We start from the raw sequence: 24950 nt of genomic DNA on the forward strand, positions 1-24950 counted from the left end.
CTCCTCATCTATCCCGCGTGGCGGGTCGGAATTAGCACCGTGGTCGTCCGCCTCCTCGCGATGAGGAAGTGACGCGTACGCCGGTTGCCGGGGCTTCTTCGGGCCGATTCCCTCTGCCCCTCTGGATGAGCGGTATTCAGTTGTCGCCGCGGCGCATGTGCGCTCCCGCAGACGTGACGGCAACGGTACGGCACGACCTGCCCGGTCGGCCACCCCCGGGGGTCCCGCGTGCCCCGGCGCCGGTGTCGGTCGGGCGTGGGAGGATCGCGGCCGTGAACTCGCCCGCAGTCACCCCACCCCCGCTGCAACTCGTGCTGGGCGAAGAGGAACTGCTCGTCGAGCGAGCGATCCGGACCGTGCTCGACACGGCCCGGTTGGCCGACCCGTCCGCCGACCTCACCCGGATGCGGGTGGCTGATCTCACAGCCCCCGAGCTGGCCGAGCTGGTGAGCCCGTCGCTGTTCGCCGAGGGGCGGGTGATCGTCCTCGACACCGCGCACGAGGCCACCCAGGACATCGCGGCGCTGGTGATCTCGTACACCAAGGCGCCCGCCGAGGGCATCGTGCTCGCGGTCGTGCACAACGGCGGCGGGCGCAAGGCGGGCAAGGACATCGTGGCCGCCATGAAGAAGGCGGGCGCGGTGGTCACCGAGTGCCCGAAGATCACCAAGGCGGCCGAGCGGGAAGCGTTCGTCCGCAACGAGATCCGGCACGCGGGCGGCAAGACCGACCCGGCCGCCGTCGCCGCGCTGATCGACTCGGTCGGCTCGGACCTGCGCGAGTTGGCCGCCGCCGCGGCGCAGCTGGTCGCGGACGCGGCCGGAGCGGTGACGGAAGAGGCGGTGCGCCGCTACCACCGCGGCCGAGCCGACGTGACCGGCTTCGCGGTGGCGGAGAAGGCCGTCACCGGCGACGTCGCGGGCGCCCTGGAGGCACTGCGCTGGGCCATGCAGCTCGGCGTCCCGCACGTCCTGGTCGCCGACGCCCTGGCCGACGCCGTCCGCACCGTCGCCCGCGTCTCGGGCGCGGGCCGCGCCGACCCGTTCCGCCTGGCGGGCGAACTGGGCATGCCCGCGTGGAAGGTGAAGAAGGCCCTGGCCCAGGCCCGCGGCTGGAAAGCGGCGGGCCTGGCCGACGCGATGATGGCGGTGGCCGAGGTGAACGCGGACGTCAAGGGCGCGGCGGTAGACGCGGACTACGCCCTGGAGCGCGCCGTCCTGCGCCTTGGCCGCGCTCACCGTCGCGACTGAGCGTCCCGAGACCTGGGCGGTGACCCCAGGTTGCCCAGCCGTGGTGGCGGTGGCCCTGGGGGTCGAGGGCGTGGTGATCGACGTGGAATACGCCCTGGAGCGCGCCGTTCTGCGCCTCGGTCGCGCCTACCGTCGCGACTGAGCGCCCGAAACCTGGTCGGTGACCCCAGGTTGCCCGGCCGTGGTGGCGGTGGCTGGGAGTCGAGGGCGCGGCGGTAGACGCGGACTACGCCCTGGAGCGCGCCGTCCTGCGCCTTGGCCGCGCTCACCGTCGCGACTGAGCGTCCCGAGACCTGGGCGGTGCCCCCTGGTTGCCCGGCCGTGGTGGCGGTGGTCGTGGGAGTCGAGGGCGTGGTGATCGATGTGGACTACGTGCTGGAAGGCGCGGTCCTGCGCCTTGGCCGCGCTCGCCGTCGCGACTGAGCGTCCCGAGACCTGGGTGCCAGGTTGCCGGAGAAGCATCCGGCAACGGTGGGCGGGGGAGGCAGGGGCATAGGTGCCGCTGTGTGTTGCGTGCTGGAGCACGCCGTCCGGTGCCTCGGCCGCGCCCACCGCTGCGACTGACCACGCCTCGCGCGGGTTTGGGCGAGGGGTTCTTCTGTTTGGCCGCGCTGGTGTCAGGAAACGCGCCGGACGCAGTTGGGTTGGTGCGAGCGGCAAGCGTGCTTCGACCTGGGAGCGTCGGGTGCGGCGCGAATCAGGTCAGGTGGGCGGTGCGGCTGGCGAGGATCTCGTCGCGGCGGGTCAGGCGGTGGTGCCTGCGGATCTCGGCTTCGCGGTTGCGGCGCTCGTCCTCCGGCGTCTCCGCGGTGACGCCCGGTACCGCTCGCGGTTGGCCGTCCTCGTCGACCGCCACGAAGACCAGGTAGGCCGTGGCCACCCTGGTCGGGGGCACGCCCGCCCGGTCCCACGGCTCGGCCAGCACCCGGACCCCGACCTCCATCGAGGACCGGCCCGCCCAGTTCACCTGGGCGTGCGCGTGCACCAGGTCACCGACGCGCACCGGGTGCAGGAAGGTCATGCCGTCCATGGCCGCGGTCACCGCCGGGCCGCCGGAGTGGCGCTGGGCGACCGCGCCCGCGACGTCGTCGACCAGCTTCATGATGACTCCGCCGTGGACGGTGCCGAGGAGGTTGGTGTCCACAGCGGTCATGATGTGCGACAGCGAGGTTCGCGCCGCCGAGGTGGGCTTGGGGTGCAGCACCGGTTCCATGTCCGCAGTCTGGCCCAGAGACGACAGCGGCGCCGCCCTCGACGAGGGCGGCGCCGCTGTGAAACCCGACTCAGGCGGGCTTGAGCAGGACTCAGGCGAGCTTGTTCGCCCGCTGCGCCATGGCCGACTTCTTGTTGGCGGCCTGGTTCGGGTGGATGACACCCTTGCCCGCGGCCTTGTCCAGCTTGCGGCTGGCGTCGGCCAGCAGCTCCTGGGCCTTGGCCTTGTCGCCCGCCTCGGCGGCTTCGCGGAACTTGCGGATCGCGGTCTTCACCGAGGACTTGACGGACTTGTTGCGCAGCCGCGCCTTCTCGTTCGTCTTGATCCGCTTCAACTGGGACTTGATGTTCGCCATGCGTGTCTCCTCGGAGCCGTACCGGATGTCCGCGCCGCGACCTGGGGGTTCACACCTCCCGTGGCCCTGCCGAGCAGGTCTCCTCCATGGCGGAGTGCCGCACGGCGCGACGGACCAGGCTAACACCTCTATTCCTCGGACGAGTCCTCGGGACCTTCCTTGCGGGGCCTGCCCCGCCGGGTCGGGCCGCCCGCGCCGTCGGGCAGCCTGCCCGCCTCGGCCAGCGCCCGGCGCAGCATGAACTCGATCTGCGCGTTGGTGCTGCGGAGTTCGTCGTTCGCCCACCGCGCGACCGCGTCGTGGATGACGGGGTCGAGCCGCAGGAGGACCTTCTTGCGCTCGACCATCAGTGGTAGAGCGACCCGGTGTTGACGACGGGCTGGGCCTCGCGGTCGCTGCACAGCACCACCAGCAGGTTGCTCACCATCGCCGCCTTGCGCTCCTCGTCCAGTTCGACCACCTCGTGCTCGGCGAGCCGGTCCAGCGCCGCCTCGACCATGCCGACCGCGCCGTCCACGATCCGCTGCCGGGCCGCCACCACCGCGCCCGCCTGCTGCCTGCGCAGCATGGCCCCCGCGATCTCCGGCGCGTACGCCAGGTGCGTGATCCGCGACTCGATGACGCCGACCCCCGCCGCCTCGACCCGGGCCGCGATCTCCGCCGACAGCCGCTGGGTGATCTCGTCGGCGTTGTCCCGCAGGGAGAGCGTGCCCTCCGCGTCGTGGGCGTCGTACGGGTAGGTCGTGGCGATGTGCCGCACCGCCGTCTCGGTCTGGATGGCGACGAACGCGATGAAGTCGTCCACCTCGAACACCGCGCGGGCGGTGTCCTGGACCTGCCACACCACCACCGCGGCGATCTCGATCGGGTTGCCGTCGGCGTCGTTGACCTTCATCACGGCGGTCTCGTGGTTGCGGATCCGGGTCGACACCTTCCGCCGCGTGGTGAACGGGTTGACCCAGCGCAGGCCGTCGAGCCGCACGGTGCCCACGTAGCGGCCGAGGAACTGCACGACCTGGGCCTCGCCGGGGGAGACCATGGTCAGCCCGCCCATGGTGATCGCGGCGGCGAGGAACACCAGGCCGCCGAACACGATCGCGGTGACGGCCAGGCCGTGGCCGATCGACAGTTCGTCGGCCAGCCCCGCGATACCCACACCGACCAGGCCCAGCGCCGCGAGGGCGAGGGCCAGGGCGGCGACGGCGATGGGGATGCCCGCGGCGCCGAAGGCGGGCTTCTCGCGGACGTGCGGTGGGGGCAGCAGGGGGTGTTCGAAACTGGCGGGCGTGGTGCTCATGGCGACCTCCGGGCTAGCTCGCTTCTAGCAAAGTGATATCACTTTTTCGCCGAGTTCGCCACTACCGCTGAGCCGGGTAGGACACGGCGGTAGCTTGATCGCCGTGCACGGGGTGATCGCGTGGTGCGGCTTCTTCGGTGCCTGGCTGCTCTTCGCCGGGCCCGTCTACCAGGCCGCGTTGGAGCTGCACGAGCAGGACATCGAGGAAGAGCAGCTCGCTGCGGCCCGGGAGGGCGTGCGGATCAGGCCCATCTCACCGTGGTGGTGGCTGCTGCCGCCGGTGCGTTACTGGCTGGGCAGGCGGCGGGCCAGGGAGTACCGCGAGGCCATGCTCCGGGCGCTGGCCGACGAGCACCTGAACTCGCTGGTCAGGTTCCTGGACAAGGCCAACGGCTGGCTGCTCGTCGCGCTCGGAGGTCTCCTCATCGCCGCCAAGGAGACCGGGGAGCTGGTGGAGTACCACCACTGGCCGACGGTGCTGTTCTGGGTGCTGCTGGTCGTGATGGCCGCGCTCTGCGCCCTCTACACCGTGGCGCGCATGCGGCGCAGCCACGACATCCTGACGACGCGGGATCAGCGCCAGCCGTAGCGGTCCCGCAGCGCGTCGGCGACCAGGACGAAGCGGTCCTCCTCCAGCACCGACCCCTCGCGCCGGATGTCGTGCTCACCCAGCTCGAAGAGCCGGTCCATGCGCAGGTAGGACACCCGGCCGTCGCGGTCCCACCGGCCGGAGCCCAGCTCCAGCCAGTCGTCGCGGGCGTGCTCGTGCGGCTGCCTGCTGGAGAGCATCAACGCGCGCAGCGTCGGCCCACTACGTCCCACTACGAGCAGCGGTCGGTCCTTACCGCGCTCCGGGTCGTCCTCATACGGCACCCAAGCCCAGACGATCTCCCCCGGGTCCGCGTCGCCGTCGAGGTCCGGGGCGTAGACCACGTGCTCGGGACGGTCGCTGGTCGGCACCTGCCATACCGCGCCGCGGGCGGGCTTGGGGTCGTCAGACGAGTTGTGCACGAAGTGGGAGGGTAGTCGCGGTCGGCGCTGCTCGAAGGTAGGACAGTGGGGTGGAGTTCCTGAGCAGCCGAGTCATCATCCACCCGAGTGACCGCGAGCGTTCCCTGGTGTTCTACCGGGACAAGCTGGGTCTGGCGGTCTTCCGGGAGTTCCCCGGCGGGACGGTGTTCTTCCTGGGTGGCGGCTACCTGGAGCTGTCCGGCCGGGGTGCGGGCGGCGCCGGGCCCGACGTCGCGCTCTGGTTGCAGGTGCGCGACCTCGCCGCCACCGCCGCCGAACTCGTCGACCGCGGTGTCGCCCTGGACCGCGAGCCCCGGCTGGAGCCGTGGGGGCTGCGGGAGGCGTGGCTGTCGGACCCCGACGGCGTGCGGATCGCGCTGGTCGAGGTGCCCGCGGCGCACCCCATGCGGCTCGACTCGCGGCCACCCGCCTAGTCCATCGCGTCCAGGTGCTGCTCGAGCCGGTCCAGCCGGTCCGACCAGAGCGCCCGGTAGGGCGTGAGCCAGGTGTCGATCTCCGCCAGCGGTTCGGCGCGCAGCTCGTACCAGCGCCGCTGCGCGTCCCGGCGCACGCGCACCAGCCCGGCCTCGCGCAGCACCTTCAGGTGCTTGGACGTCCCCGGCTGGGTGAGACCCAGTTCGGCCACCAGCTCGCCCACCGATCGTGGCTGCTCACGCAGCAGGTCGAGGATCCGCCGCCGGGTCGGCTCGGCCAGCACGGTGAAGGTGGTCGCCACGCGTCGAACATTACCGACGGGGCATATACAAGGGCAATCCCGACACCCGAACCGCCCCGACACCGGGTGGCCATGGGACGATGGGGTTACCCCTGACCATGCGAGGACCCTCAGTGAGCACGTTCGCGGACACGACCTTCACGGCGCCGGAGCAGATCCGGAACTTCTGCATCATCGCGCACATCGACCACGGCAAGTCCACCCTGGCCGACCGGATGCTGCAGATCACCGGTGTGGTCGACGCGCGGGCGATGCGCGCGCAGTACCTCGACCGGATGGACATCGAGCGCGAGCGCGGCATCACCATCAAGGCGCAGAACGTGCGCCTGCCGTGGGAGCTCGACGGCGCCAAGCACGTCCTGCACATGATCGACACCCCGGGGCACGTCGACTTCACCTACGAGGTCTCCCGCGCGCTCGACGCCTGCGAGGGCGCCATCCTGCTGGTCGACGCGGCCCAGGGCATCGAGGCGCAGACGCTGGCCAACCTGTACATGGCGCTGGACCGCGACCTGCACATCATCCCGGTGCTCAACAAGATCGACCTGCCCGCCGCGGACCCGGACAAGTACGCCGCGGAGATCGCGCACATCATCGGCTGTGAGGCCGACGACGTGCTGCGGGTGTCCGCGAAGACCGGCCACGGCGTGCGCGAGCTGCTCGACGAGGTCGTCCGCCAGGTGCCCGCGCCGGTCGGCGTGGCCGACGCGCCAGCCCGCGCGATGATCTTCGACTCGGTCTACGACACCTACCGCGGCGTGGTCACCTACATCCGCGTGGTGGACGGCAAGATCACCCCGCGCGAGCGGATCCGGATGATGTCCACCGGCGCCACCCACGAGTTGCTCGAGGTCGGCATCATCTCCCCGGAGCCCAAGGCCAGCGCGGGCCTCGGCGTCGGCGAGGTGGGCTACCTCATCACCGGAGTGAAGGACGTCCGCCAGTCCAAGGTGGGCGACACCGTCACCTCCGAGCGCAAGGGCGCCACCGAGGCGCTCGCGGGCTTCCGCGAACCGCGCCCGATGGTCTACTCCGGCCTCTACCCGGTCGACGGCTCCGACTACCCCGACCTGCGCGAGGCGCTGGACAAGCTCCAGCTCAACGACGCGGCGCTGGACTACGAGCCGGAGACCTCCGCCGCCCTGGGCTTCGGGTTCCGCTGCGGCTTCCTCGGCCTGCTGCACCTGGAGATCACCCGCGACCGGCTGGAGCGCGAGTTCGGCCTCGACCTGATCTCCACCGCGCCGAACGTGGTCTACCGGGTCGTGCTCGACGACGGCCGCGAGCTGACCGTGACCAACCCGTCGGACTGGCCCGTTGGCAAGATCTCCGAGGTCTACGAGCCGGTCACCAAGTGCACGATCATCGCCCCGAGCGACTACATCGGCGCGATCATGGAGCTGTGCCAGAGCAAGCGCGGGCAGCTCGGCGGCATGGACTACCTGTCCGAGGACCGCGTGGAGCTGCGCTACACGATGCCCCTCGGCGAGATCATCTTCGACTTCTTCGACGCGCTGAAGTCCCGCACCCGCGGCTACGCCTCGCTGGACTACGAGGAGTCGGGCGAGCAGAGCTCCGAGCTGGTCAAGGTCGACATCCTGCTGCAGGGCGAGGCCGTGGACGCGTTCAGCGCGATCGTGCACAAGGACTCCGCGTACGGCTACGGCACGCGGATGGCCACGAAGCTGCGCGAGCTGATCCCGCGGCAGCAGTTCGAGGTGCCGATCCAGGCCGCCATCGGGTCCCGGGTGATCGCCCGCGAGACCATCCGCGCGATCCGCAAGGACGTGCTCGCCAAGTGCTACGGCGGTGACATCAGCCGCAAGCGCAAGCTGCTGGAGAAGCAGAAGGAAGGCAAGAAGCGGATGAAGATGGTCGGCCGCGTCGAGGTGCCGCAGGAGGCGTTCGTGGCCGCGCTGTCCACCGACGAGTCGCCGGACAAGGCCAAGGGCAAGAAGTAGGTCCGGTCCGGCGGTTCGCCGCTACGGGAGCCGGTAGTCCAGCGACCAGGTGTGGTCGTCGCCGGTCTTGGTGATCTCCAAGGTGCCGGTGAGGCCCACCAGGTCGCCGGTGCCGGTGTTGGGCACGACGACGATGTCCAGCGAGCCCTCGTCGCCGTTAGCGGTCGCGTGGTGCTGGAGCACGAAGCTGCCCTTGCGGCCGTGCAGCGTGCCGTGGACGCGCTCGAACGCCACGTAGGCGGCGGTGCCGGTGGCGGGCACGACGGCGCTGGTCATGTGCACCTCGCTGGTGCCGACCAGGTCGCCGTCGAACACCTTGCGGATCACCGTGTGCCCCAGCTCGACACCTTCGTGCTGGTCGTACGGGGTTTCCGGCTCCCACTGGTCCACGATGAACGTTCCCTGAGCCCGCTCGCCCACGCTGTGCCTCCCGATGGCAACACTCGAATACCCGCCTGTGGACAACTTCCGACGAATGTCGTCCCGATGCGCGATTCTGTCCTCGACGGCACCGGAGCGGAAGAGGAGGAACCCGTGAACGACGACCCGTTGACCCGGTTGCGGGAGCTGTGCATGGCCATGCCCGAGGCCACCGAGCGGATCAGCCACGGCGCGCCGACGTGGTTCGTCCGCGACAAGAAGGTCTTCGTGATGTTCCAGGACAACCACCACGGCGACAACCGCACCGGGTTCTGGTGCGCGGCACCGCCGGGGGCGCAGGAGGAGCTGGTGGGGGAGGACCCGGAGCGGTTCTACCGACCGCCGTACGTCGGACACCGGGGGTGGTTAGGCGTGCGGCTCGACGTGTCGCCGGACTGGGCGGAGATCGCGGAGATCGTCGACCAGTCCTACCGACTCGTCGCCGCGAAGCGCCTCATCGCCGAACTCGACGCGCGGACGGGTGGGTGAGTCATCGGTCGAAGGCCTCGCGAGTCGCTCGCGGATCCGACGGATCGAGGTCAGGCGCGCCGTCGAGTTTCAGCAGGAGGTGACGGCCAGGGCCGTGGACCGGCCGGTTCACATCGGGGCGCGCGTCCTGTGTAGCCGGTTGCCACGAGATCGAGGTGGTCGCTGCTTCGGGAGTGGGTCGTGGCCGGAGGTGGCATGGCCGAGGTCATGGGACCTGCCAGGCGCGCGCCGGTGGATTCTGCGATGGCGATGGCTCGGCGACTGGGACGGTCGGTGCCGCGTTCATGGGCATGGGACCGACCGGGCGCGTCGATGGGGCTCTGCCTGGGCGAAGGCAGAGGCGCGTGACGAGGCCGGGTAGTGCCGGCAGCGTGTCCGGGGATGGTCTGTGACGGTCTGGTGTGAGTCTCGTCGTTTGCCCCACCGAGGGCGCCGTGTGCGGTCGGCGTTGAGTTCGCGGTGGTGACGGCGGACGGTCGGGTGCGGGTTCGGCGTGGTGCGTCGCCTGGTGTGGTTCGACGTGCTCCGCGCTGAGTGGGGTGGTTGGACCTTGAGGAATTCGGATATGGAGGGAGGAATCGGGCCGAGGGATCACGGTTCGGGCTTGGCGGGCGACTGGTGGGGTGAGCCGGGTCGGTCGCGGGGTGAGTTGGTGGCGCGGGTGTGCAACCGGTGGTGCGGGTCAGGCGTCCGAGGTGGCGTGTGGATCCGGGGTGGCCAGGCTCGCGAGGTAGGCGAGGGCGTGCGCGTACTTGGCGCGCAGGCGTTCGCGGGTGGGCTCGTCCAGTGTGGCCAGCCGGGCGGGGGAGGAGTTGTCGGCGATGTCGGCGTGCTTGACCCGCAGGGCCATCGGGTTCGCGGCGACGCGGGTCAGGTAGTCCTGTTGGGACTCGTCGGGGTGCTTGCTGATGGCCTCGACGGCGAGGACCACCTCCGGCGGGCACCCGGCGGCGGTGAGGTCGTCGGCGGTCACCGCGGTGTCCTCGATGACGTCGTGCAGCACCGCCGTCATCCGGTCGTGGTCGCCGTCCAGGGTGGACATGACCCGGAGCGGGTGTTCGATGTAGGGCCGCCCGGCCTTGTCGAGCTGGCCCTCGTGGGCGTCTCGGGCTATGCGAACCGCGTCCTCAAGGGTGAACATGCGGGGAATGTAACCGGTGGTCGACGGAGCGCACGTCGATCACGTCGTTGTGGTGGACATGGAGCGCGCGGTGCGCGTGTGCGGAGGAGTGGGTGATGGACGAACCTTGGGGACTGTCCGGCCCGGAGTTCTTGGGTGCCTACTGGGTGGCGGTCGCCGCCGCGTTCGCCCTCACCGTCCTCGTGGCGGTGGTGTCGCGCATGCGCGGTGGGCAGGCGGCGGGCGACCACGGCCGGCTGGACAACTACGAGCTGGCCATGCTCGCGGGCGGCCCGACCCGGGTCGAGGACACCGCGTTCGCGGGGCTGGTCTCGCGCGGCGCGGTCCGGGTCAGCCGGTCCGGTGTGGCCACTCCCACCCGCGCGGGCACCCCGGCCGACCCGGTGCAGGACCACGTCCTGCGCAAGCTCGGCTCCTCGCACCGGGTCACCTCGCGCGGCACGCTGGGCATCCGGGGCAGTGAGCTGGGCGACCGCATCGCGGCGGGGCTGGTCGAGCGCGGCTACCTGACCTCGGGGCGCAAGGGCGGCTTCCGGCGGGTGCACCTGCTCTTCCTGGTGATCTTCATCGTCGGGGTCGTCCGGCTGGTGAACGGCATCTCGCTGGAGCGCCCGGTGGGCAACCTGGCGCTGTCGTTACCCGCGACCCTCGTGGTCTGGCTCATCGCCCGCCTGTTCCTGGGCAGCGCCCGCCAGCGCGCCACCCGCTACGGCACGGCCGCGCTCCGCCGGGCCCGCGGTGAGGTGCCCCGGGGCGTGATGGGGGTCGGCGCGCTGGCGCCGGTCGCCCTGTACGGCCTGGTCGCCTACCCGGACGAGGACCTGGGCGCGATCTTCACCCAGCACGTCCCGCAGTCGAGCACGTCCTCCAGCGGCGACTCCGGCAGCAGCAGTTGCAGCAGTGGGAGCAGTTGCAGCAGCGGCAGCAGCTGTGGCGGTGGCAGCAGCTGCGGTGGCGGCGGTGGGTGCGGCGGCTGATCGCGCTTGGCCGATTCCCGGTGGTCCAAGCCGTTGGTCCTTGATCCAGTCCGGTGTCGGGTGGGGTGTCGCGGCGGTACGGTTTGGGCGTGCTGACTGACACCGCGGTTCCGATTGTTGTCGCGCCGATGGCGGGCGGGATCAGCTCACCCGCCTTGGTGGCCGGGGCGGTGGACGCGGGCGCGTTCGCCTTCCTGCCCGCGGGCTACCTGAGCGCGGACGCGCTCCGCGGGCAGATCGAGCAGACGCGGGGATTGGTCGGCAAACCGTTCGGGGTCAACATCTTCGTGCCGAACTCGAAGTCCTCTGCGGACACAGCGGGGTATCGACAATCCCTGTCCGGCGAGGAGGAGCGGTACGGCGTCGCGGCGGGCGAGGCCGGGTGGGATGACGACGACTACGCGGCCAAGATCGACGCCGTGGTCGACCTCCGCGTGCCGGTCGTGTCCTTCACCTTCGGCCTGCCCGGGGTCGAGGACGTCCGGCGGCTCAAGGAGAACGGGACGCAGGTGGTCGTCACCGTCACCACCCCGGCGGAGGCCGAGGCCGCGGCGGAGCGGGGCGCCGACGTCCTGTGCGTCCAAGGCGCGGCCGCCGGTGGACACCGCGGGGTCTTCGAGGACAACTCCGCCCTTCCCGGCGGCGGGCCCCTCTACGACCTGCTGCCCGCCCTCCGGCTGATCGGCGCGCGAACAGGCCTGCCGCTCGTCGCCGCCGGTGGACTGTCGCACGGTGGTGACGTGGCGGCGGTGCTGGCGGCGGGGGCGGTCGCGGCCCAGCTGGGCACGGCCTTCTTGCGGTGTACGGAAGCGGGCACCTCCGCCGTGCACCGGGACCTGATCGCCGACGGCACCCGCGAGACCACCCTGACCAGATCCTTCACCGGCCGCCCCGCGCGAGGACTGGTCAACCGCTTCATCGCCGAACACGCCGACGCCCCCAGCGCCTACCCGGACCTGCACCACGTCACCAAACCCCTGCGCGCCGCCGCCCTCCGCGCGGGCGACCCGGAAGCCATGTCGTTGTGGATGGGCCAGGCCTACTCCCGCGCCGAGGAAGCCCCCGTCGCGGCGGTACTCCACATGCTCATGGCCCAGGCCCGCACCGCCGCCGCTGCCCTGACGGGTCGCTTGGGCATCTAGCGCTCGCCTCGTCTCGGACATCGCCTCCCGCGCCAAAGCCGCCTGATTCATCGTCGATGAGTTTGCGTGTGCCCGACCTGGGTGACGCCTGGGAGTCGTCGAGGGTGGGAGGGTGGGTTGTGCCCTCGGCCACAGGGTGGGTGGGGGCGGGGTGGGGTTACTTTACTTTGGAGTAGGTAGGGAGGTCGCGGTGGCGGGGTGGGCGGGGGTGCGTGGGGCGGTGGCCAACGTGGCTGAGCGGGTGTTGGTGGGCGGGTTGGCCGATCACCGGCCCATGCCCCGGACGGTCATCGCCGAGGGGCGGACCCGGGCTGTCTACCGCTACCACTCCGACCTGGCCGGTGCGGCGCCGGTGTTGCTCGTGCCGCCGCTGGCTGTGGGTGGGGCGTGTTTCGATCTTCGCCGGGGGTGCAGCCTGGTCGAGCACCTGGTGAACGGTGGGCGTTCGGTCTATTCGGTGGAGTACGGCGAGGTCGGCTTCGACGAGCGGCGGCTCGGGCTGGAGCACTGGATCGACAACGTCATCCCCGCGGCCGTCGACGCCGTGCACCGGGACGCGGACCGTCGCCCCGTCCACCTGGTGGGGTGGTGTCTGGGCGGGATTCTGGCGGCGTTGACCATCGCGCGCGACCGGGGGCTCCCGGTCGCGTCCCTGACGGTGATCGCGAGTCCGTTCGATTTCCGGGCCATACCGCTGATCGCGCCACTACGACCCCTCGACACCCTCACCGGCAACCGACTCTTCCCCGCCTTCTACCGGACCCTCGGCGCCATCCCCGCCCCGGTCGTCAAGCGCGTCTTCCAGGTGTCGGCGCTCGACAAGCACCTCACCAAACCCTTTGCCATCGCCCGGAATCTCGGTGATCGGGACTACCTCGCCCAGGTCGAGGCCGTCGACCGGTTCGCCGCAGGCATGCTCGCGTACCCCGGTCGCGCGGTCGGCCAGATCTACCACAAGTTCTACCGCGCCAACGCCCTCGCCGAAGGCGTCGTCACCGTGGCGGGTAGGCGGATCGAGCTGGCCCGCGTCGACCGGCCCGTCCTCGTGGTCGCCGGGCGCGACGACACCATCGCGCCACCCAAGGCGGTGCGCAAGCTCGTCGACCACGTGGCGGATGCCAGGTTCGCGGTCGCCGGGGGTGGGCACCTGGGCGTCTTGACCGGGCGCGGGGCGCGCCACGAGACCTGGCAGATGATCGACGCGTTCCACCGCGCTCAGGCGTAGGTCACCGAGAACCGGCCGGAGCCCGCCGCCGCGTCCGCCAGCACCTGGCGCACCGCGTCGTGGGCGTCCGCGTCGGTCTCCGCCAAGACCTCGGGGTGGCGCCACTCCAGCACGACGTCCCCGGCGGGCAGCCACGACAGGTCGATGAGGCAGTCGTGGAGCGCGTCCAGGTTGTGGCCGAACCAATCCGGGAAGGACAGGGCGTTCGCGATGGCGGCCAGCGCGTCGTCCCGGGTGCGGACCCGGGTGCCGTCGACGGAGTAGGTGCTCATCGGACCTGGACCAGGGCGGGCGCGGACCGGGGGCCGGGCGGGTCGTCGTCGGAGCCGCGCAGGAGCCAGCCCACCAGGACCAGGATGACCAGGCCGACCAGGGCGACGGTGATGCGTCCGCGCGAGCCCATCAGGACTCGGTCTCCGGGCGCGAACCCAGCGGTGTCTCGTCGCGGGACGTGCCGAAGCGGGCCGACGCGTAGTCCACCACCCGGTCGATCGCCCACGCCACCACCACGCACAGCGGCAGCAGGATCGCCATCACCAGGGTGAACTGCAGCGGGAACGAGAGCTGGATCAGCCACAGCTCCACGTCGTTCCACCACTCGGACACACCACCGAGCCTAGCCCGCCGCGCCCGCCCCGGCCGCAACCTGGGTCACCTTTGTGGGGCGGGACGCGACCCGCGTCACTATGTTCGACCCATGTTCGCCGTCTACGCCTCCGCGCCCAGCCCCGAAGACCCCCTGGCGTCGCTGATCGTCGGCGAACGCCCGGAACCCGAGGTGCCGGATGGCTTCGTCGCGGTGTCCGTGCGCGCGGCCAGCCTCAACATGCACGACCTGTGGACGTTGCGCGGGGTCGGCATCAAGGCCGAGCAGTTCCCCATGACCCTCGGCTGCGACGGCGCGGGCGTGCTGGCCGACGGCACCGAGGTGGTCCTGCACTCGGTCATCGGCGACCCGGCCTGGATCGGTGACGAGACACTGGACCCCAAGCGCACCCTGCTCACCGAGAAGTACCAGGGCACCTTCGCCGACACCGTCGTCGTCCCGGCCCGCAACGCGCTGCCCAAGCCCGCCGGACTGACCTTCGCCGAGGCGGCCTGCATGGGCACGGCCTGGTTGACGGCCTACCGCATGCTGTTCGTCAAATCCGGTCTGCGCCCCGGTCAGACCATGCTGGTGCAGGGCGCGTCCGGTGGCGTCGCCACCGCGTTGATCGCCCTGGGGCGGGCCGCGGGGCTGCGGGTCTGGGTGACCGGTCGCACCGAGCGCAAGCGCGCGCTGGCACTGGAACTCGGCGCCCACGAGTCCTTCGAGTCCGGCACCCGGCTCCCCGAGCGGGTGGACGGCGTCTTCGAGACCGTCGGCGACGCCACCTGGTCGCACTCCATGCGCGCGCTCAAGCCCGGCGGCGTCATCGTCGTCTCCGGCGCCACCAGCGGCCCCAACCCCGGCGCCGACCTGCAACGCCTCTTCTTCCTCCAACTGCGCGTCGTCGGCTCCACCATGGGCACCCGCGATGAGCTGGCCGACCTGCTCCGCTTCTGCGAGACCGCCGGGATCCGCCCCCGCATCGGCGCCGAACTCCCGATGGACCAAGCGCGCGAGGGCTTCGCGCAGATACTGGCGGGTGAGACCGCGGGCAAGATCGTCTTCACCCGCTAGCCGCGCCGCCCGTCCGGTCGGGGTGGAAGATCTCCTCGATCGTCAGGCCGAAGACGTCGGCGATGGTGAACGCCAGCGGCAGGCTGGGGTCGTACCGCTCGGTCTCGATGGCGTTGATCGCCTGCCGGGAGACCTGGCACCGGTCGGCCAGGTCGGCCTGGCTCCACCGGCGGGCTGCGCGCAGTTCGCGTAGCCGGTTCTTCACGGGTGTTCGCCCTTCAGCGGTGGAAGCGGGTGCGCAGGTCCGCGATCGTCAGCCAGACCACCATGCCGCCGATCAGGATCAGCTGGGCGACCTGGCGGAGTTCGACGACGCCCGCGGCGTCGAGCATGGTAGCCACCTGCAGCGCCACCAGGACCGCGGCGAACGCGATCGCCATGCTCTCCAACTGGACCCGGCGCAGGTACTCGTCCGCGCGCCGGAACGCCCGTAACAGCACCCAGGCCACCGCCAGCGAGAACGCGGTGGTGGCCGCGATCCACCAGGCCTTCTGCGCGCTGCCCGGGTCGGGGTCGCTGCCCAGCGCCAAGGCGACCAGGCCCAGGGCGGACACGGGTATGCCATCGATCAGCACGGCGCGGCGGGCCGCGCGTGTCACCTGGTCTTGCCGCTCGTTCGCCATGCGCCGAAGGTAAGACGACCCTTCCATAAAGTCAAGCACACTTGTCTTCATGGAAAGTCTCCCTTACATTTCGATCATGTCGAGACGACTCCTGAGCCGCCGGTCGCTGCTGGCCACCGCCGCCGCGTCCGCCCTCGCCTCCGTGCCGTTGGCCGCCGTGGCGTCCGCGCAGCCGCGCCCCGACGCTCCGGCGCGCCTCACCCTGCCCGCGCCAACGGGTCCGCATCCGCTGGGCACGGTCTCGTCGCACCTGGTCGACCGGTCGCGTGTGGACCCATGGCAGGGGACCGGCTCGGTTCGGGAACTCATGGTTCAGCTCTGGTACCCGGCACTCACCACGCACGGACGCCCGACCGCGCCATGGATGTCACCCGGCACCACCGCCGTTTTCGAGCGGGAGCAAGGCATCCCGCCCGGCGCGCTGTTGTTGCCCACTACGCACGCGCACCTATCCGCGCCGGTGAACCGAGGTCGGTGCGGGAGACCGGTCGTGCTGTACTCGCCGGGTCTGCGCAGCGACCGCAGCCTCGGCACCGCGCTGATCGAAGAACTGGTCAGCCACGGCTACGTCGTAGTGGCCATCGACCACACCTATGACGCCGACGCGGTCGAGTTCCCCGGCGGCCGGGTGGAAACCTTCGCCATCACCGGCGACATCGACGACGCCCTGGTCGCCAAGGCCCTCGCCGTGCGCACCGCGGACACCCGATTCGTGCTGGACCAACTCGCCGCGCTCAACACCGGGCGCCTCGCAGGCGCGTTCGACCTGTCCCGCGTCGGCATGTTCGGCCACTCCCTCGGCGGCGCCACGGCCGCAGCGACGATCCGCGCCGACCGACGCCTACGCGCGGGCGCCAACCTGGACGGCAGCCTCCTGGCACCCGTCACCGCGGGCACCGATCGCCCGTTCCTGCTCTTCGGCAGCGATCCCGGCCCCGGCGGGGAAGACCCGAGCTGGGACCAGTTCTGGGACAGCCAGCACGGCTGGAAACGGGAGTTGGCCCTCGCCGGGTCCACCCACATCTCGTTCACCGACCTGGAAACGCTGTTCCCCCAGGCCGCGCCCATCCTCGGCCTGACGCCCGAGCAGGTGGCGCGAGCGATCGGCACACTCGAACCGCATCGCGCCATCCACGCGCAGCGGGACTACCTGCGCGCGTTCTTCGACCTCCACCTGCGCGGGGTCGACCACCGCCTGTTCCAGCGGCCCCGCTACCCGCAGGTCCGGTTCGTCCGCTGAGTCAGTCCTTGGCGGGAACCCAGTTGGGCTTGCGCTTCTGCGTGAAGGCGGTGATGCCCTCCTGCCCCTCCTCGGACGCGAAGAAGCCCGCCGACAACGACAGCATCTCGGCGAAGTCGGCGGACATGTCGTCCGGGCGGGGGCGGCGGAGCATGTCCTTGGTGGCGGCCAACGCCTTGGGGCCGCCCAAGGTCAGCATGGCGGTGTAGCGGGAGACCTCGGCGTCCAGGCTCTCGGCGGGGACGGCCGAGTTGATCAGGCCGATCTGGACCGCGCGGGCCGCGGAGAACTGCTCGCCCGTCAGGAACAACTCGTGCGCGGCGCGGGGGAGCAGGCGGGGCAGGACGGTGACCGAGATGATCGCCGGGACCACGCCGATGCGGACCTCGGTGAACGCGAACGTCGCCGTGTCCACCGCGACCGCGATGTCCGCCGCCGCGACGATGCCCACGCCGCCCGCGCGGGCCGGGCCCGCGAGCTTGGCGACGACGGGCTTGGGGCTGGTCCAGAGCTGCTCGAGGATCGCCGGGAACTCGTTGACGCCCTGGGCGGACGAGGACGCCCCGCCCGCTTCCTTCAAGTCCATGCCCGCGCAGAAAACCGTGCCGGTGTGGTCGAGGACGAGCACCCGGACGGTGTCGTCGGCGAGCGCGGTAGACAGGTGGTCGCGCAGTTCGGCGCGTAGTTGCGCGGACAGCGCGTTGCGGTTGTGCGGCGAATCCAGCGTGATCCGCGCGACCCCTGCCTCGACCGCGTAGTGCACCAGCTCGTCAGCCATGGACCTCACCCTAGTGGGAGGGTCAGTGGTGGTACTGGTGCACGACCGCGTGACCCTTGCCGCGACCGATGAGCCACTTGTTCACCGGCACGGTCAGCACGAACGCCACGGCCAGCGACAGCGCCAGCGCGACCCAGAACAGCCAGTTGCCCAGACCCGCGTCCATCGCCCCCGGCACGGTGACCATCACCGTGTTGTCCAGGATCTCCATGACCGTGATCGACACCGTGTCGGCGGCCAGCGCCACGCCCAGGGCCTGGCGGAACGGGACGCCCGCGCGCAGCACGGGGCTGATCGTGAGGCTGTAGCCGAAGACGAACGCCAGGGCGATCGACAGCACCACGGTCGGCAGGTTCGACCAGCCCAGCGCGGTACCGATGATCATGCCCAGCACCTCGCCGATGGCGCACCCGGTGAGGCAGTGCAGCGTGGCGCTCGCCGCCTGCCGCCACGGCGACCGGGCGCCGTGCCCGTGGTGGGCGTGTTCCCCGACGTCCCGGTGGGGTGCTTGGTGGGCCGAGTGGTCCTCGGCGGCGCGGGTCTCGGGGTGCGCGTGGTGGTGGGGTCCGTGTTCCATGGCGATGACTATACCCCCTGGGGGTATAAAAACCGCAGGGCGCTCGGCGGGCGCCCTGCGGTCTCGGTCACACGGGGGCTACACCACGGTCGTTGTCGTGAGGACCGGGTTCGGGTCCGGGTAGCAGGACGCGGGCACGTTCACGTCCAAGAGGATCACCCGCACCACGGCCGTCGCGGTCAGGCCGGGGTTGCCGTAGCCGGAGCCGTAGAGGGTCGTCTCGACCGTCCCCGGCGACCCGGCGGTCAGGTTCAGGGTGATGGCGGGCAGTTCGAACGACGCCCCGCCGTTGACGGGACCGGTGGCGGTGAGGGTGACGACGCCGCCCGCCTGGCTCAGCGCGGTCGCGCCCACCCCGGAGCCGCCGGAGAGCGACCCGGAGACGTAGGTCGAGTTCGCCGGGACCGGCACCTTGAACGTCAGGTTCTGCACGCGGCGCAGCGCGTAGGTGCCCACGGTGGCGGGCACGCTCGCCGCCGCCGGGTCGATCGTCACGCTGAACGCGCTGCCCGCCGACACGCTCGCGGGCGCGCTGACGTCGGCGGGCTGGGTGAGGGTGAAGTCGTACGTCGAGCCGAGTGCGGAGGCCTGGCAAGCGAAGTTGATGCCGACCGGCACGGCCGCCGCCACCGGGGCGAGGGCCAGGGCGGGCACGGCGACGAGAGCGGCGATGGTCATGGTGCGACGCGGGGTGCGCTTCATCGGGTTCACCTCGACTGGGCTGTTAGGAGAAACGGGTTCGGCCGCGCGGCGCGCCCATCGTTGCGCCGCGCGGCCGAATCCGTCAAACATTCACCCAGTGGGTCGGTGTCGCGGTGCTATTCGACCGCGACACCCCGGTTAATGGCCCGGCCCGTGTAGGCGACGGTCCGCGCCTGCTCGCCGCCGCGGCACACCCACACGGTCCAGCGGGAACCCGCGCAGCGCGACCGGACCGGCCGTGCGGGTGGTTTCGAACCGGTCCCTAACGCAGCGGCTCAGGCCGACCGCAGCGCGGCGGCCCGCACCTGGTCGTAGCGGTCCAGCACGACCTCCGCCACGGTTGTGCCGAGCGGGGCGGCCACCACCGCGGCACCGGCCAGTTTCCGCACCCGGTCCGGCAGCAGACCGGGGGCCAGGAAGTACGACGCCACCGCGATCCGCCGCGCGCCGCGCGCCCGTAGTGCGGCCACCGCGGACGGCACGTCGGGTTCCGCCGTCGACGCGAACGCCGCCCGCACCCCGCGCCACCCGAGGGTCGACGACCAGCGCTCCGCGATCTCGGCCACTACGGCGTTGGCGGGCGCGTGCGACGAGCCGGTCGCCGCGAGCACGACCCCGACCTCGCGGTCACCCGGCTCCACGCCGACTTCGGCAAGCCGCCGCAGGGCGGCCTCTTCCAGCTTCCGGTCCGGTCCCAGGACATCGGTGACCGTTGTGGACAGCCGAGGTAGCCGCGCGCGGGCCTCGTCCAAGAGCGCCGGTAGGTCTACCCGCGCGTGGTAGGCCCGTCCGAGCAAGAGGGGCGCTACTACGACTTCGCGGTGGCCTTCACGGTGCAAACCGGACAACACGTCGAACACCCGTGGCGCGGACAGGTCCAGGAAAGCGGCCCGCACGTCCAAACCGGGCCGCCGCGCACGGACAGCCGAGACCAGTTCGGCCACCGTGGCGGCCGAACGCGGGTCGCGGCTGCCGTGCGCGACAGCGACAAGGGGAACCACCTACACGGCCCCAGTCAGGCCCCGTGCGCGCAGCACGGTCCGCTCCAACGGGCGGAACACGGCCAGTTCGATGCCCACGCCCACCAGGAAGATCAGGAAGATGCCCGCCAGCACCATCGACATGTCCGACAGCTGCATGCCGTTGTGCAGGTACTGGCCGAGGCCGAAGCCGAGCTGCGGGGACGTGGCGATCAACTCGGCGGCCATCAGCGACCGCCAGGAGAACGCCCACCCCTGCTTGAGCCCGGCCAGGTACCCGGGCAGCGCGGCGGGCAACAGGATGTACCGCGCCGAGTCGAGCCTGCCCGCGCCCAGCACCTTGCCCACCCGGGGGAGGATCGGCGGGATCTGGTCGATGCCCGACACCAGGCCGCTGGCGATCGAGGGGACCGCGCCCAGCAGCACCACGGTGTAGATCGCGCCGTCGGTCAGGCCGAACCACAGCACCGCGGCGGGCACCCAGGCCACCGACGGCAGGCTCTGCAGGCCCGAGATCAGCGGACCGAACGCCGCGCGGATCAGCGGCACCTTGGCCAGCACCAGACCCAGCGGCGTGGCCACCGCGACCGAGATCAGGAACCCGATGACCGCGCGGTGCACCGAGACCCAGAGGAACTCCCAGACGTCGCCGTTGCGCACGACCTTCCAGATCTGCGCCCACACGTCCTGCGGCGCGGGCAGCTGGAACTCCGGCCACAACGCCAGCGACCACAGGACCTGCCAGAGGATCACCGTCAGGATGATGGCGACGATCGGGGAGACGACCGCGCGGACCAGGTTGCGCCGACCGCCCGAGCCGGACGGCGGCGTGTCCAGCGCGTCCAGCCCGGCCTCGACGGCTGAGGAGTCAGCCACCTGCTGGGGGTGTTCCGCGACACCGTTGCGCTCCGGGCCGTGACCCGGTGCGGCGGCACCGTCGTCGAGGACCTCACGCGGCATGGCTGCTGATCACCTCGCGGAGCCGAGCGTTGATCCGGTCCACCGCATCCAACTCGTCCGAGCCGGTGAGCCCGTCGACGTCCCACTCCTGCACGACCCGGCCCGGCTTGGACGACAGCAGCACGACCCGTTGCCCCAGCCGCACGGCCTCGCGCACGTCGTGGGTCACGAACACCACGGCCGTGCCGGTGGCCTGCCACACGCGCAGCAGCTCACCCTGGAGCACGTCGCGGGTGATCGCGTCGAGCGCGGAGAACGGCTCGTCCATCAGCAGCAGCGACGCGGCCTCGCCGCGGTTGCCGTCCAACGCGGACGCCAGCGCGCGGGCCAGCGCGACTCGTTGCCGCATGCCACCCGACAGCTCGTGCGGTCGCTTGTTGCCCACGTCGCCGAGGCGCACCAGGTCCAGCAGCTCGCGGGTGCGCGCCTCGCGCTGCGACTTGCCGACCCTGGCGAGCCGCAGCGGCAGCTCCACGTTGCGCGCGGCGGTCAGCCACGGCATCAGCGCGGCCTCTTGGAACATCACCGCCGGGCGGGTCGTGGACAGCTCGATCTCCCCCGAGGTGGGGGCGTCGAGCCCGGCGATCAGGTTGAGCACGGTGGTCTTGCCGCAGCCGGACGCGCCGAGGAGGCAGACGAACTCGCCTGGCGCGACCCTCAGATCGATCCCGTCGAGGGCGGTGACGGCGCGAGTTCCGCTGCCGAAGGTCTTCCGGACACCGTCGAGCCGCACGGCGGTCTCGGTGGCCTCAAGGGTGGCGGTCATGGGTATCGCCTGCCTTCCTCGGCTCGTCTCCGCTACTTCTTGTCCAGGCCCGCCGCGTCGACCTCGGGCTTGCCCGCGGCCTTGAGCACGGCGTTGAGGTTGGTCACGTCGACGAACCCGGCGAGGTTGGTCTCCTTGTCCGCGACCTTGGCGGTGACCGCGTCCTTGGAGAGCTGCGGGAAGGTGGCGGCCAGCGGGTCGGTGTCCAGCGAGATGGAGGTGAACGCGCGGTCGATCGTCTTCTGCGCCAGCGCCTTGCCGGTCAGCGCCTCCAGCTGCTTGTTCACCGCGGCCTTCGCGTCGGCCTCGTTGGCCTTGGCGTAGTCGTTGGCGGCCAGCAGCCCGCGCAGCAGCGCCTGCACGGTCTGCGGGTGGTCCTGGAGGAACTGGGTGCGGACCAAGAGGACGGTGGTCGGGAACTTCCCATCCTTCCACAGTTCCTTCTCGTCGAGGAAGACCTTGGCGCCCGCTTCCAGCACCAACCGCGACGACCACGGCTCGGGCAGCCACGCGGCCTGCACCTCGCCCTTCTTGAACGCGTCGAGGGTCTGCGCGTTCTCCCGGTTGGTGACCGTCACCTTGCCGAGCAGACCCTTGTCCGCCAGCCACTTCTTCAGCGACACGTCCTGGGTGTTGCCCAGCGCGGGCGTCACCACGACCTTGCCGACGAGGTCCTCGGGCTTGGTGATCTCCGCCGTGGTCACCAGCTGCGCGCCCCCGGACGTGCCACCGGCGACCAGCCGGACGGCCTCACCCTTGGACTTGGCGAAGGCGTTGATCGCCGGGCCGGAGCCGATGAAGCCCGCGTCCAGCGAACCGCCGAGGAACGCGCCCACCTCGGTCGGGCCGTCGTTGAACTTGGTCGGCACCAGCTTGGTGTTGCCCAGTTCCTTGGCGAAGAACCCCTTCTCCAGCCCGATCAGCGCCGAGGTGTGGGTGACGTTCGGGAAGTAGCCCAGGCGCAGCTCGGCGGCGGGGCCCTTGTCTGTGCTCTGCCCCGGGGCAGGCGCCGGGGTGCTGGGCTCGGCGGCGCGCGAGCAGGCCGAGGCCAGCAGGGAGACGGCGATGACGCCTGCGGCTAAGACACGGGACGTTCGGAGCGTGCGCTTCACGACAAGGGCCTTTCCTAAGGGGTTCTACTGGGGGTAGATCAAGGACCGGGGGACACGAGGTCCCCGGACTCGGCGTCGACGTCGCCGCCGAGGCTGTTCGGGTCCACTTCCAGGGCCTGCAGCCCGGCACCGACCAGACCGGCCGCGAGGGTGGCGCCATCCCCCGCGTCGATCACCAGGAAGGCACCGTTGCGCCGGTTGACGGCGTAGTCGTCCACCGGCAACGGCTCGGCCGTGCGCACCCGCACCCGGCCGATCTCGTTGAGGTCCAGGGTCTGGGGGTTGGGCACCGAGGCGAGCTTCTGCTCGTCGAAGCGGGCGCTCAGCTCGGTGACCACGGCCTGCACGGTGCGGGCACCGTGCTTGACCAGCACGCGCGCGCCGGGGCGCAGCGGCTTGTCCGAGAGCCACGCCACGGTCGCGTCGAACTCGTCGACCGGCGCGGGGGCCTCGGACACCGTGGCGATCAGGTCGCCGCGGGTGATGTCGATCTCGTCGTCGAGCAGGAGGGTGACCGAGCGGCCCGCCTCCGCCTCGGCGAGCTCGCCGTCGGGGGTGTCGATCCGGGACACCGTCGTGCGCCTGCCGGAGGGCAGCACCACGACCTCGTCGCCGGGGCGGACCGTGCCCGCCGCCACCTGGCCCGCGTAGCCGCGGTAGTCGGTGTGCTCGGCGGTGTTGGTGCGGATGACGTACTGCACCGGGAACCGGAACGGCGCGTCGTGCGGGTCGGGCTCGACCGGCACCGTCTCCAGGTGCTCCAGCAGCGTCGGGCCGACGTACCACGGGGTGCGCGCGGAACGGTCCACCACGTTGTCGCCCACGAGCGCGGAGACCGGGATGGACAGCACGGAGCCGACCGGGTAGCCCAGCGCGGTGGCGTGGTCGGTGAACTCCTTCGCGATCACCTCGAAGGTGGCCTCGTCGTAGTTCGCCAGGTCGATCTTGTTGACCGCCAGCACCAGCCGCGGCACGCCGAGCAGGGCCAGCACCGCGGCGTGGCGGCGGGTCTGCTCCAGCACGCCCTTGCGCGCGTCGACCAGCAGCACCGCCAGTTGCGCCGTGGACGCCCCGGTGACGGTGTTGCGGGTGTACTGCACGTGGCCGGGGGTGTCGGCGAGCACGAACGAGCGCTTAGGCGTGGCGAAGTAGCGGTAGGCCACATCGATGGTGATGCCCTGCTCGCGCTCGGAGCGCAGCCCGTCGACCAGCAGCGACAGATCCGGAGTGGACAGTCCCTTGTCCACGCTCGCGCGGTGGACCGCGTCGAGGGTGTCGGCGAGCACGGACTTGGTGTCGTAGAGCAGCCTGCCGACGAGCGTGGACTTGCCGTCGTCGACGCTGCCCGCTGTGGCCAGTCGCAACAAATCGGACATCAGAAGTAGCCCTCCCGCTTGCGGTCTTCCATGGCGGCCTCGGACAGCCGGTCGTCCGCGCGGGTCGCGCCGCGCTCGGTCAGCCTGCTCGCCGACACCTCGGCGATGACCTCGTCCAGATCGGCCGCTTCGGACAGCACGGCACCGGTGCACGATCCGTCCCCGACTGTCCGGTATCGGACAGTCAGTTCCTGCACCGGCTCATCCGCGCGCGGACCGAACCAGGGACCTGCCGTCAGCCACATACCGTCGCGCTGGAACACCTCACGGGTGTGCGCGAAGTAGATGGACGGCAGTTCGATCGCCTCGCGCTGGATGTAGCGCCAGACGTCCAGTTCGGTCCAGTTGGACAGCGGGAACACACGAACGTGTTCGCCGGAGCGGTGCCTGCCGTTATAGAGGTTCCACAATTCGGGACGCTGACGACGCGGCTCCCACTGACCGAAGGAATTGCGTAGGCTGAAAATTCTTTCTTTCGCGCGGGCCCGCTCCTCATCGCGGCGCCCGCCACCGAAGACGGCGTCGAACTTGTTGCCCGTGATGGAATCCAGGAGGGGGACGGTCTGAAGAGGATTTCGCGTTCCGTCCGCCCGCTCCTCCAGCCTTCCGTCATCGATGTAGTCCTGGACGCTCGCCACGACCAGGCGGAGGCCGTAGCGCTCCACCGTGCGGTCGCGGAACTCGATGACCTCGTCGAGGTTGTGCCCGGTATCGACGTGCAGTAGCGGAAATGGGACAGGTGCGGGCCAGAACGCCTTGACCGCCAAATGAAGCAGTACAGTGGAGTCCTTGCCGCCGGAGAACAGGATTACCGGTCGGTCGAACTCCCCTGCCACCTCACGGAAGATGTGGATAGCCTCGGACTCCAGGCGCGCCAACGCGTCCAGTGGTTCGGTACCCACTGGACGCGGAGTGGACTGTCGCACGGACTCGGTTGTCTCAGTCATGAATTCGTC

At 71.0% G+C, this 24950-nt stretch carries 33 protein-coding genes and 1 riboswitch; of the genes, 11 read left to right on the forward strand and 22 right to left on the reverse strand.

What is annotated here, in order from left to right:
• Nucleotide 1: 1 nt before the first annotated feature.
• A riboswitch (SAM riboswitch) is annotated at nucleotides 2–132 on the reverse strand.
• A gap of 140 nt (nucleotides 133–272) precedes the next feature.
• Together holA and CLV40_RS37860 are read left to right on the forward strand one after the other, a co-directional pair.
• The gene (gene holA, locus CLV40_RS10230; protein WP_104478604.1) at nucleotides 273–1250 is read left to right on the forward strand and encodes a DNA polymerase III subunit delta; all 978 of its coding nucleotides are present in this window, start codon (nucleotides 273–275) and stop codon (nucleotides 1248–1250) included.
• A gap of 255 nt (nucleotides 1251–1505) precedes the next feature.
• Nucleotides 1506–1673 carry a hypothetical protein gene (locus CLV40_RS37860; protein ID WP_181043418.1) on the forward strand — a complete coding sequence of 56 codons (168 nt, stop codon included), beginning with the start codon at nucleotides 1506–1508 and terminating at the stop codon, nucleotides 1671–1673.
• Between the two features lie 274 nt (nucleotides 1674–1947).
• On the opposite strand, the gene CLV40_RS10235 is transcribed toward CLV40_RS37860, so the two are convergent.
• The 4 genes from CLV40_RS10235 to CLV40_RS10250 all read right to left on the reverse strand — a co-directional run bounded on the left by CLV40_RS10235 (nucleotide 1948) and on the right by CLV40_RS10250 (nucleotide 4115).
• Nucleotides 1948–2463 carry an acyl-CoA thioesterase gene (locus CLV40_RS10235; RefSeq protein WP_104478605.1) on the reverse strand — a complete coding sequence of 172 codons (516 nt, stop codon included), beginning with the start codon at nucleotides 2461–2463 and terminating at the stop codon, nucleotides 1948–1950.
• A 91-nt stretch (nucleotides 2464–2554) separates the two neighbouring features.
• Entirely contained in the window at nucleotides 2555–2818 is a 264-nt protein-coding gene (rpsT, locus tag CLV40_RS10240) for a 30S ribosomal protein S20 (RefSeq protein WP_104478606.1), read from the reverse strand.
• A gap of 128 nt (nucleotides 2819–2946) precedes the next feature.
• The gene (locus CLV40_RS10245) at nucleotides 2947–3165 is read right to left on the reverse strand and encodes a type II toxin-antitoxin system antitoxin (protein WP_104478607.1); all 219 of its coding nucleotides are present in this window, start codon (nucleotides 3163–3165) and stop codon (nucleotides 2947–2949) included.
• A complete protein-coding gene (locus CLV40_RS10250) occupies nucleotides 3165–4115 on the reverse strand; it encodes an SPFH domain-containing protein (protein ID WP_104478608.1) in 951 nt (316 codons plus the stop codon). The genes CLV40_RS10245 and CLV40_RS10250 overlap by 1 nt, the downstream gene beginning before the upstream one ends.
• Before the next feature lie 103 nt (nucleotides 4116–4218).
• Here CLV40_RS10250 and CLV40_RS10255 point away from each other — a divergent pair, with 103 nt between their 5' ends.
• Nucleotides 4219–4704: a hypothetical protein gene (locus CLV40_RS10255; RefSeq protein WP_146107983.1), complete on the forward strand. Its 486-nt coding sequence runs from the start codon at nucleotides 4219–4221 to the stop codon at nucleotides 4702–4704.
• On the opposite strand, the gene CLV40_RS10260 is transcribed toward CLV40_RS10255, so the two are convergent.
• Nucleotides 4689–5126, reverse strand: coding sequence for a type II toxin-antitoxin system PemK/MazF family toxin (locus CLV40_RS10260; RefSeq protein WP_104478610.1), 438 nt, complete (start codon nucleotides 5124–5126; stop codon nucleotides 4689–4691). The two genes, CLV40_RS10255 and CLV40_RS10260, sit on opposite strands and share 16 nt — an antisense overlap.
• 50 nt (nucleotides 5127–5176) lie before the next feature.
• Between CLV40_RS10260 and CLV40_RS10265 the strand changes: the two genes are divergently transcribed.
• Nucleotides 5177–5560 carry a VOC family protein gene (locus tag CLV40_RS10265; protein ID WP_104478611.1) on the forward strand — a complete coding sequence of 128 codons (384 nt, stop codon included), beginning with the start codon at nucleotides 5177–5179 and terminating at the stop codon, nucleotides 5558–5560.
• Here the strand turns inward: CLV40_RS10265 and CLV40_RS10270 are convergent.
• Nucleotides 5557–5862 carry an ArsR/SmtB family transcription factor gene (locus tag CLV40_RS10270; protein WP_104478612.1) on the reverse strand — a complete coding sequence of 102 codons (306 nt, stop codon included), beginning with the start codon at nucleotides 5860–5862 and terminating at the stop codon, nucleotides 5557–5559. The two genes, CLV40_RS10265 and CLV40_RS10270, sit on opposite strands and share 4 nt — an antisense overlap.
• 113 nt (nucleotides 5863–5975) lie before the next feature.
• On the opposite strand from CLV40_RS10270, the gene lepA reads away from it, so the two are divergent.
• Entirely contained in the window at nucleotides 5976–7823 is a 1848-nt protein-coding gene (lepA, locus tag CLV40_RS10275) for a translation elongation factor 4 (RefSeq protein ID WP_104478613.1), read from the forward strand.
• A gap of 21 nt (nucleotides 7824–7844) precedes the next feature.
• On the opposite strand, the gene CLV40_RS10280 is transcribed toward lepA, so the two are convergent.
• Nucleotides 7845–8243, reverse strand: coding sequence for a DUF3224 domain-containing protein (locus CLV40_RS10280; protein WP_104478614.1), 399 nt, complete (start codon nucleotides 8241–8243; stop codon nucleotides 7845–7847).
• Nucleotides 8244–8309: 66 nt separating this feature from the next.
• On the opposite strand from CLV40_RS10280, the gene CLV40_RS10285 reads away from it, so the two are divergent.
• Nucleotides 8310–8732, forward strand: a complete 423-nt coding sequence (locus CLV40_RS10285; protein ID WP_104478615.1) for an MmcQ/YjbR family DNA-binding protein — start codon at nucleotides 8310–8312, stop codon at nucleotides 8730–8732.
• A 682-nt stretch (nucleotides 8733–9414) separates the two neighbouring features.
• Here CLV40_RS10285 and CLV40_RS10290 read toward each other — a convergent pair.
• Nucleotides 9415–9873, reverse strand: coding sequence for an HD domain-containing protein (locus CLV40_RS10290; protein ID WP_104478616.1), 459 nt, complete (start codon nucleotides 9871–9873; stop codon nucleotides 9415–9417).
• A gap of 95 nt (nucleotides 9874–9968) precedes the next feature.
• Between CLV40_RS10290 and CLV40_RS10295 the strand changes: the two genes are divergently transcribed.
• The 3 genes from CLV40_RS10295 (at nucleotide 9969) to CLV40_RS10305 (ending at nucleotide 13217) form a co-directional block, all read left to right on the forward strand.
• Nucleotides 9969–10850 carry a TIGR04222 domain-containing membrane protein gene (locus CLV40_RS10295; protein WP_104478617.1) on the forward strand — a complete coding sequence of 294 codons (882 nt, stop codon included), beginning with the start codon at nucleotides 9969–9971 and terminating at the stop codon, nucleotides 10848–10850.
• Nucleotides 10851–10939: 89 nt separating this feature from the next.
• Complete coding sequence (locus CLV40_RS10300; protein WP_281261652.1) at nucleotides 10940–11992, forward strand: nitronate monooxygenase; 1053 nt, start codon at nucleotides 10940–10942, stop codon at nucleotides 11990–11992.
• A gap of 229 nt (nucleotides 11993–12221) precedes the next feature.
• Nucleotides 12222–13217 (forward strand): alpha/beta fold hydrolase, encoded by a 996-nt coding sequence (locus tag CLV40_RS10305; protein ID WP_374065620.1) that lies wholly within the window; start codon nucleotides 12222–12224, stop codon nucleotides 13215–13217.
• Here CLV40_RS10305 and CLV40_RS10310 read toward each other — a convergent pair.
• The 3 genes from CLV40_RS10310 to CLV40_RS10320 are packed head-to-tail and all read right to left on the reverse strand — an operon-like array spanning nucleotide 13208 to nucleotide 13823.
• Nucleotides 13208–13489 carry a barstar family protein gene (locus CLV40_RS10310; protein WP_104478619.1) on the reverse strand — a complete coding sequence of 94 codons (282 nt, stop codon included), beginning with the start codon at nucleotides 13487–13489 and terminating at the stop codon, nucleotides 13208–13210. The genes CLV40_RS10305 and CLV40_RS10310 overlap by 10 nt on opposite strands.
• Nucleotides 13486–13620, reverse strand: coding sequence for a hypothetical protein (locus CLV40_RS40235; RefSeq protein ID WP_281261653.1), 135 nt, complete (start codon nucleotides 13618–13620; stop codon nucleotides 13486–13488). Before CLV40_RS40235 ends, CLV40_RS10310 begins: the two co-directional genes overlap by 4 nt.
• Nucleotides 13620–13823 carry a hypothetical protein gene (locus CLV40_RS10320; protein ID WP_245931197.1) on the reverse strand — a complete coding sequence of 68 codons (204 nt, stop codon included), beginning with the start codon at nucleotides 13821–13823 and terminating at the stop codon, nucleotides 13620–13622. Before CLV40_RS10320 ends, CLV40_RS40235 begins: the two co-directional genes overlap by 1 nt.
• A 91-nt stretch (nucleotides 13824–13914) precedes the next feature.
• Here CLV40_RS10320 and CLV40_RS10325 point away from each other — a divergent pair, with 91 nt between their 5' ends.
• Nucleotides 13915–14880, forward strand: a complete 966-nt coding sequence (locus CLV40_RS10325) for a zinc-binding dehydrogenase (protein ID WP_104478621.1) — start codon at nucleotides 13915–13917, stop codon at nucleotides 14878–14880.
• Here CLV40_RS10325 and CLV40_RS10330 read toward each other — a convergent pair.
• Together CLV40_RS10330 and CLV40_RS10335 are read right to left on the reverse strand one after the other, a co-directional pair.
• Nucleotides 14870–15085: a helix-turn-helix transcriptional regulator gene (locus tag CLV40_RS10330; RefSeq protein WP_104478622.1), complete on the reverse strand. Its 216-nt coding sequence runs from the start codon at nucleotides 15083–15085 to the stop codon at nucleotides 14870–14872. The genes CLV40_RS10325 and CLV40_RS10330 overlap by 11 nt on opposite strands.
• A gap of 13 nt (nucleotides 15086–15098) precedes the next feature.
• Nucleotides 15099–15503, reverse strand: a complete 405-nt coding sequence (locus CLV40_RS10335; protein ID WP_104478623.1) for a hypothetical protein — start codon at nucleotides 15501–15503, stop codon at nucleotides 15099–15101.
• A gap of 76 nt (nucleotides 15504–15579) precedes the next feature.
• On the opposite strand from CLV40_RS10335, the gene CLV40_RS10340 reads away from it, so the two are divergent.
• Nucleotides 15580–16743, forward strand: a complete 1164-nt coding sequence (locus CLV40_RS10340) for an alpha/beta hydrolase family protein (RefSeq protein WP_146107984.1) — start codon at nucleotides 15580–15582, stop codon at nucleotides 16741–16743.
• A gap of 1 nt (nucleotide 16744) precedes the next feature.
• Here the strand turns inward: CLV40_RS10340 and CLV40_RS10345 are convergent, their stop codons facing one another.
• The 9 genes from CLV40_RS10345 to cysD all read right to left on the reverse strand — a co-directional run bounded on the left by CLV40_RS10345 (nucleotide 16745) and on the right by cysD (nucleotide 24941).
• Complete coding sequence (locus CLV40_RS10345; RefSeq protein WP_104478624.1) at nucleotides 16745–17521, reverse strand: enoyl-CoA hydratase-related protein; 777 nt, start codon at nucleotides 17519–17521, stop codon at nucleotides 16745–16747.
• 22 nt (nucleotides 17522–17543) lie between these two features.
• Nucleotides 17544–18098: a DUF4396 domain-containing protein gene (locus CLV40_RS10350; protein WP_104478625.1), complete on the reverse strand. Its 555-nt coding sequence runs from the start codon at nucleotides 18096–18098 to the stop codon at nucleotides 17544–17546.
• 78 nt (nucleotides 18099–18176) lie between these two features.
• Nucleotides 18177–18800: a cyclase gene (locus tag CLV40_RS10355; RefSeq protein ID WP_104478626.1), complete on the reverse strand. Its 624-nt coding sequence runs from the start codon at nucleotides 18798–18800 to the stop codon at nucleotides 18177–18179.
• A 275-nt stretch (nucleotides 18801–19075) separates the two neighbouring features.
• Nucleotides 19076–19801, reverse strand: coding sequence for a sirohydrochlorin chelatase (locus CLV40_RS10360; RefSeq protein ID WP_104478627.1), 726 nt, complete (start codon nucleotides 19799–19801; stop codon nucleotides 19076–19078).
• Complete coding sequence (locus CLV40_RS10365) at nucleotides 19802–20740, reverse strand: ABC transporter permease (protein ID WP_104478628.1); 939 nt, start codon at nucleotides 20738–20740, stop codon at nucleotides 19802–19804.
• On the reverse strand, nucleotides 20730–21506 hold the full coding sequence (locus tag CLV40_RS10370) for an ABC transporter ATP-binding protein (protein ID WP_104478629.1): 777 nt from the start codon (nucleotides 21504–21506) through the stop codon (nucleotides 20730–20732). The genes CLV40_RS10365 and CLV40_RS10370 overlap by 11 nt, the downstream gene beginning before the upstream one ends.
• 32 nt (nucleotides 21507–21538) lie before the next feature.
• Entirely contained in the window at nucleotides 21539–22618 is a 1080-nt protein-coding gene (locus CLV40_RS10375; protein ID WP_104478630.1) for an ABC transporter substrate-binding protein, read from the reverse strand.
• Between the two features lie 38 nt (nucleotides 22619–22656).
• On the reverse strand, nucleotides 22657–23994 hold the full coding sequence (locus CLV40_RS10380; protein WP_104478631.1) for a sulfate adenylyltransferase subunit 1: 1338 nt from the start codon (nucleotides 23992–23994) through the stop codon (nucleotides 22657–22659).
• On the reverse strand, nucleotides 23994–24941 hold the full coding sequence (gene cysD / locus CLV40_RS10385; RefSeq protein ID WP_245931198.1) for a sulfate adenylyltransferase subunit CysD: 948 nt from the start codon (nucleotides 24939–24941) through the stop codon (nucleotides 23994–23996). Before cysD ends, CLV40_RS10380 begins: the two co-directional genes overlap by 1 nt.
• Nucleotides 24942–24950: the final 9 nt, after the last annotated feature.

Source organism: Actinokineospora auranticolor (assembly GCF_002934265.1).
In the GTDB taxonomy this organism is placed as follows: Bacteria; Actinomycetota; Actinomycetes; order Mycobacteriales; family Pseudonocardiaceae; genus Actinokineospora; species Actinokineospora auranticolor.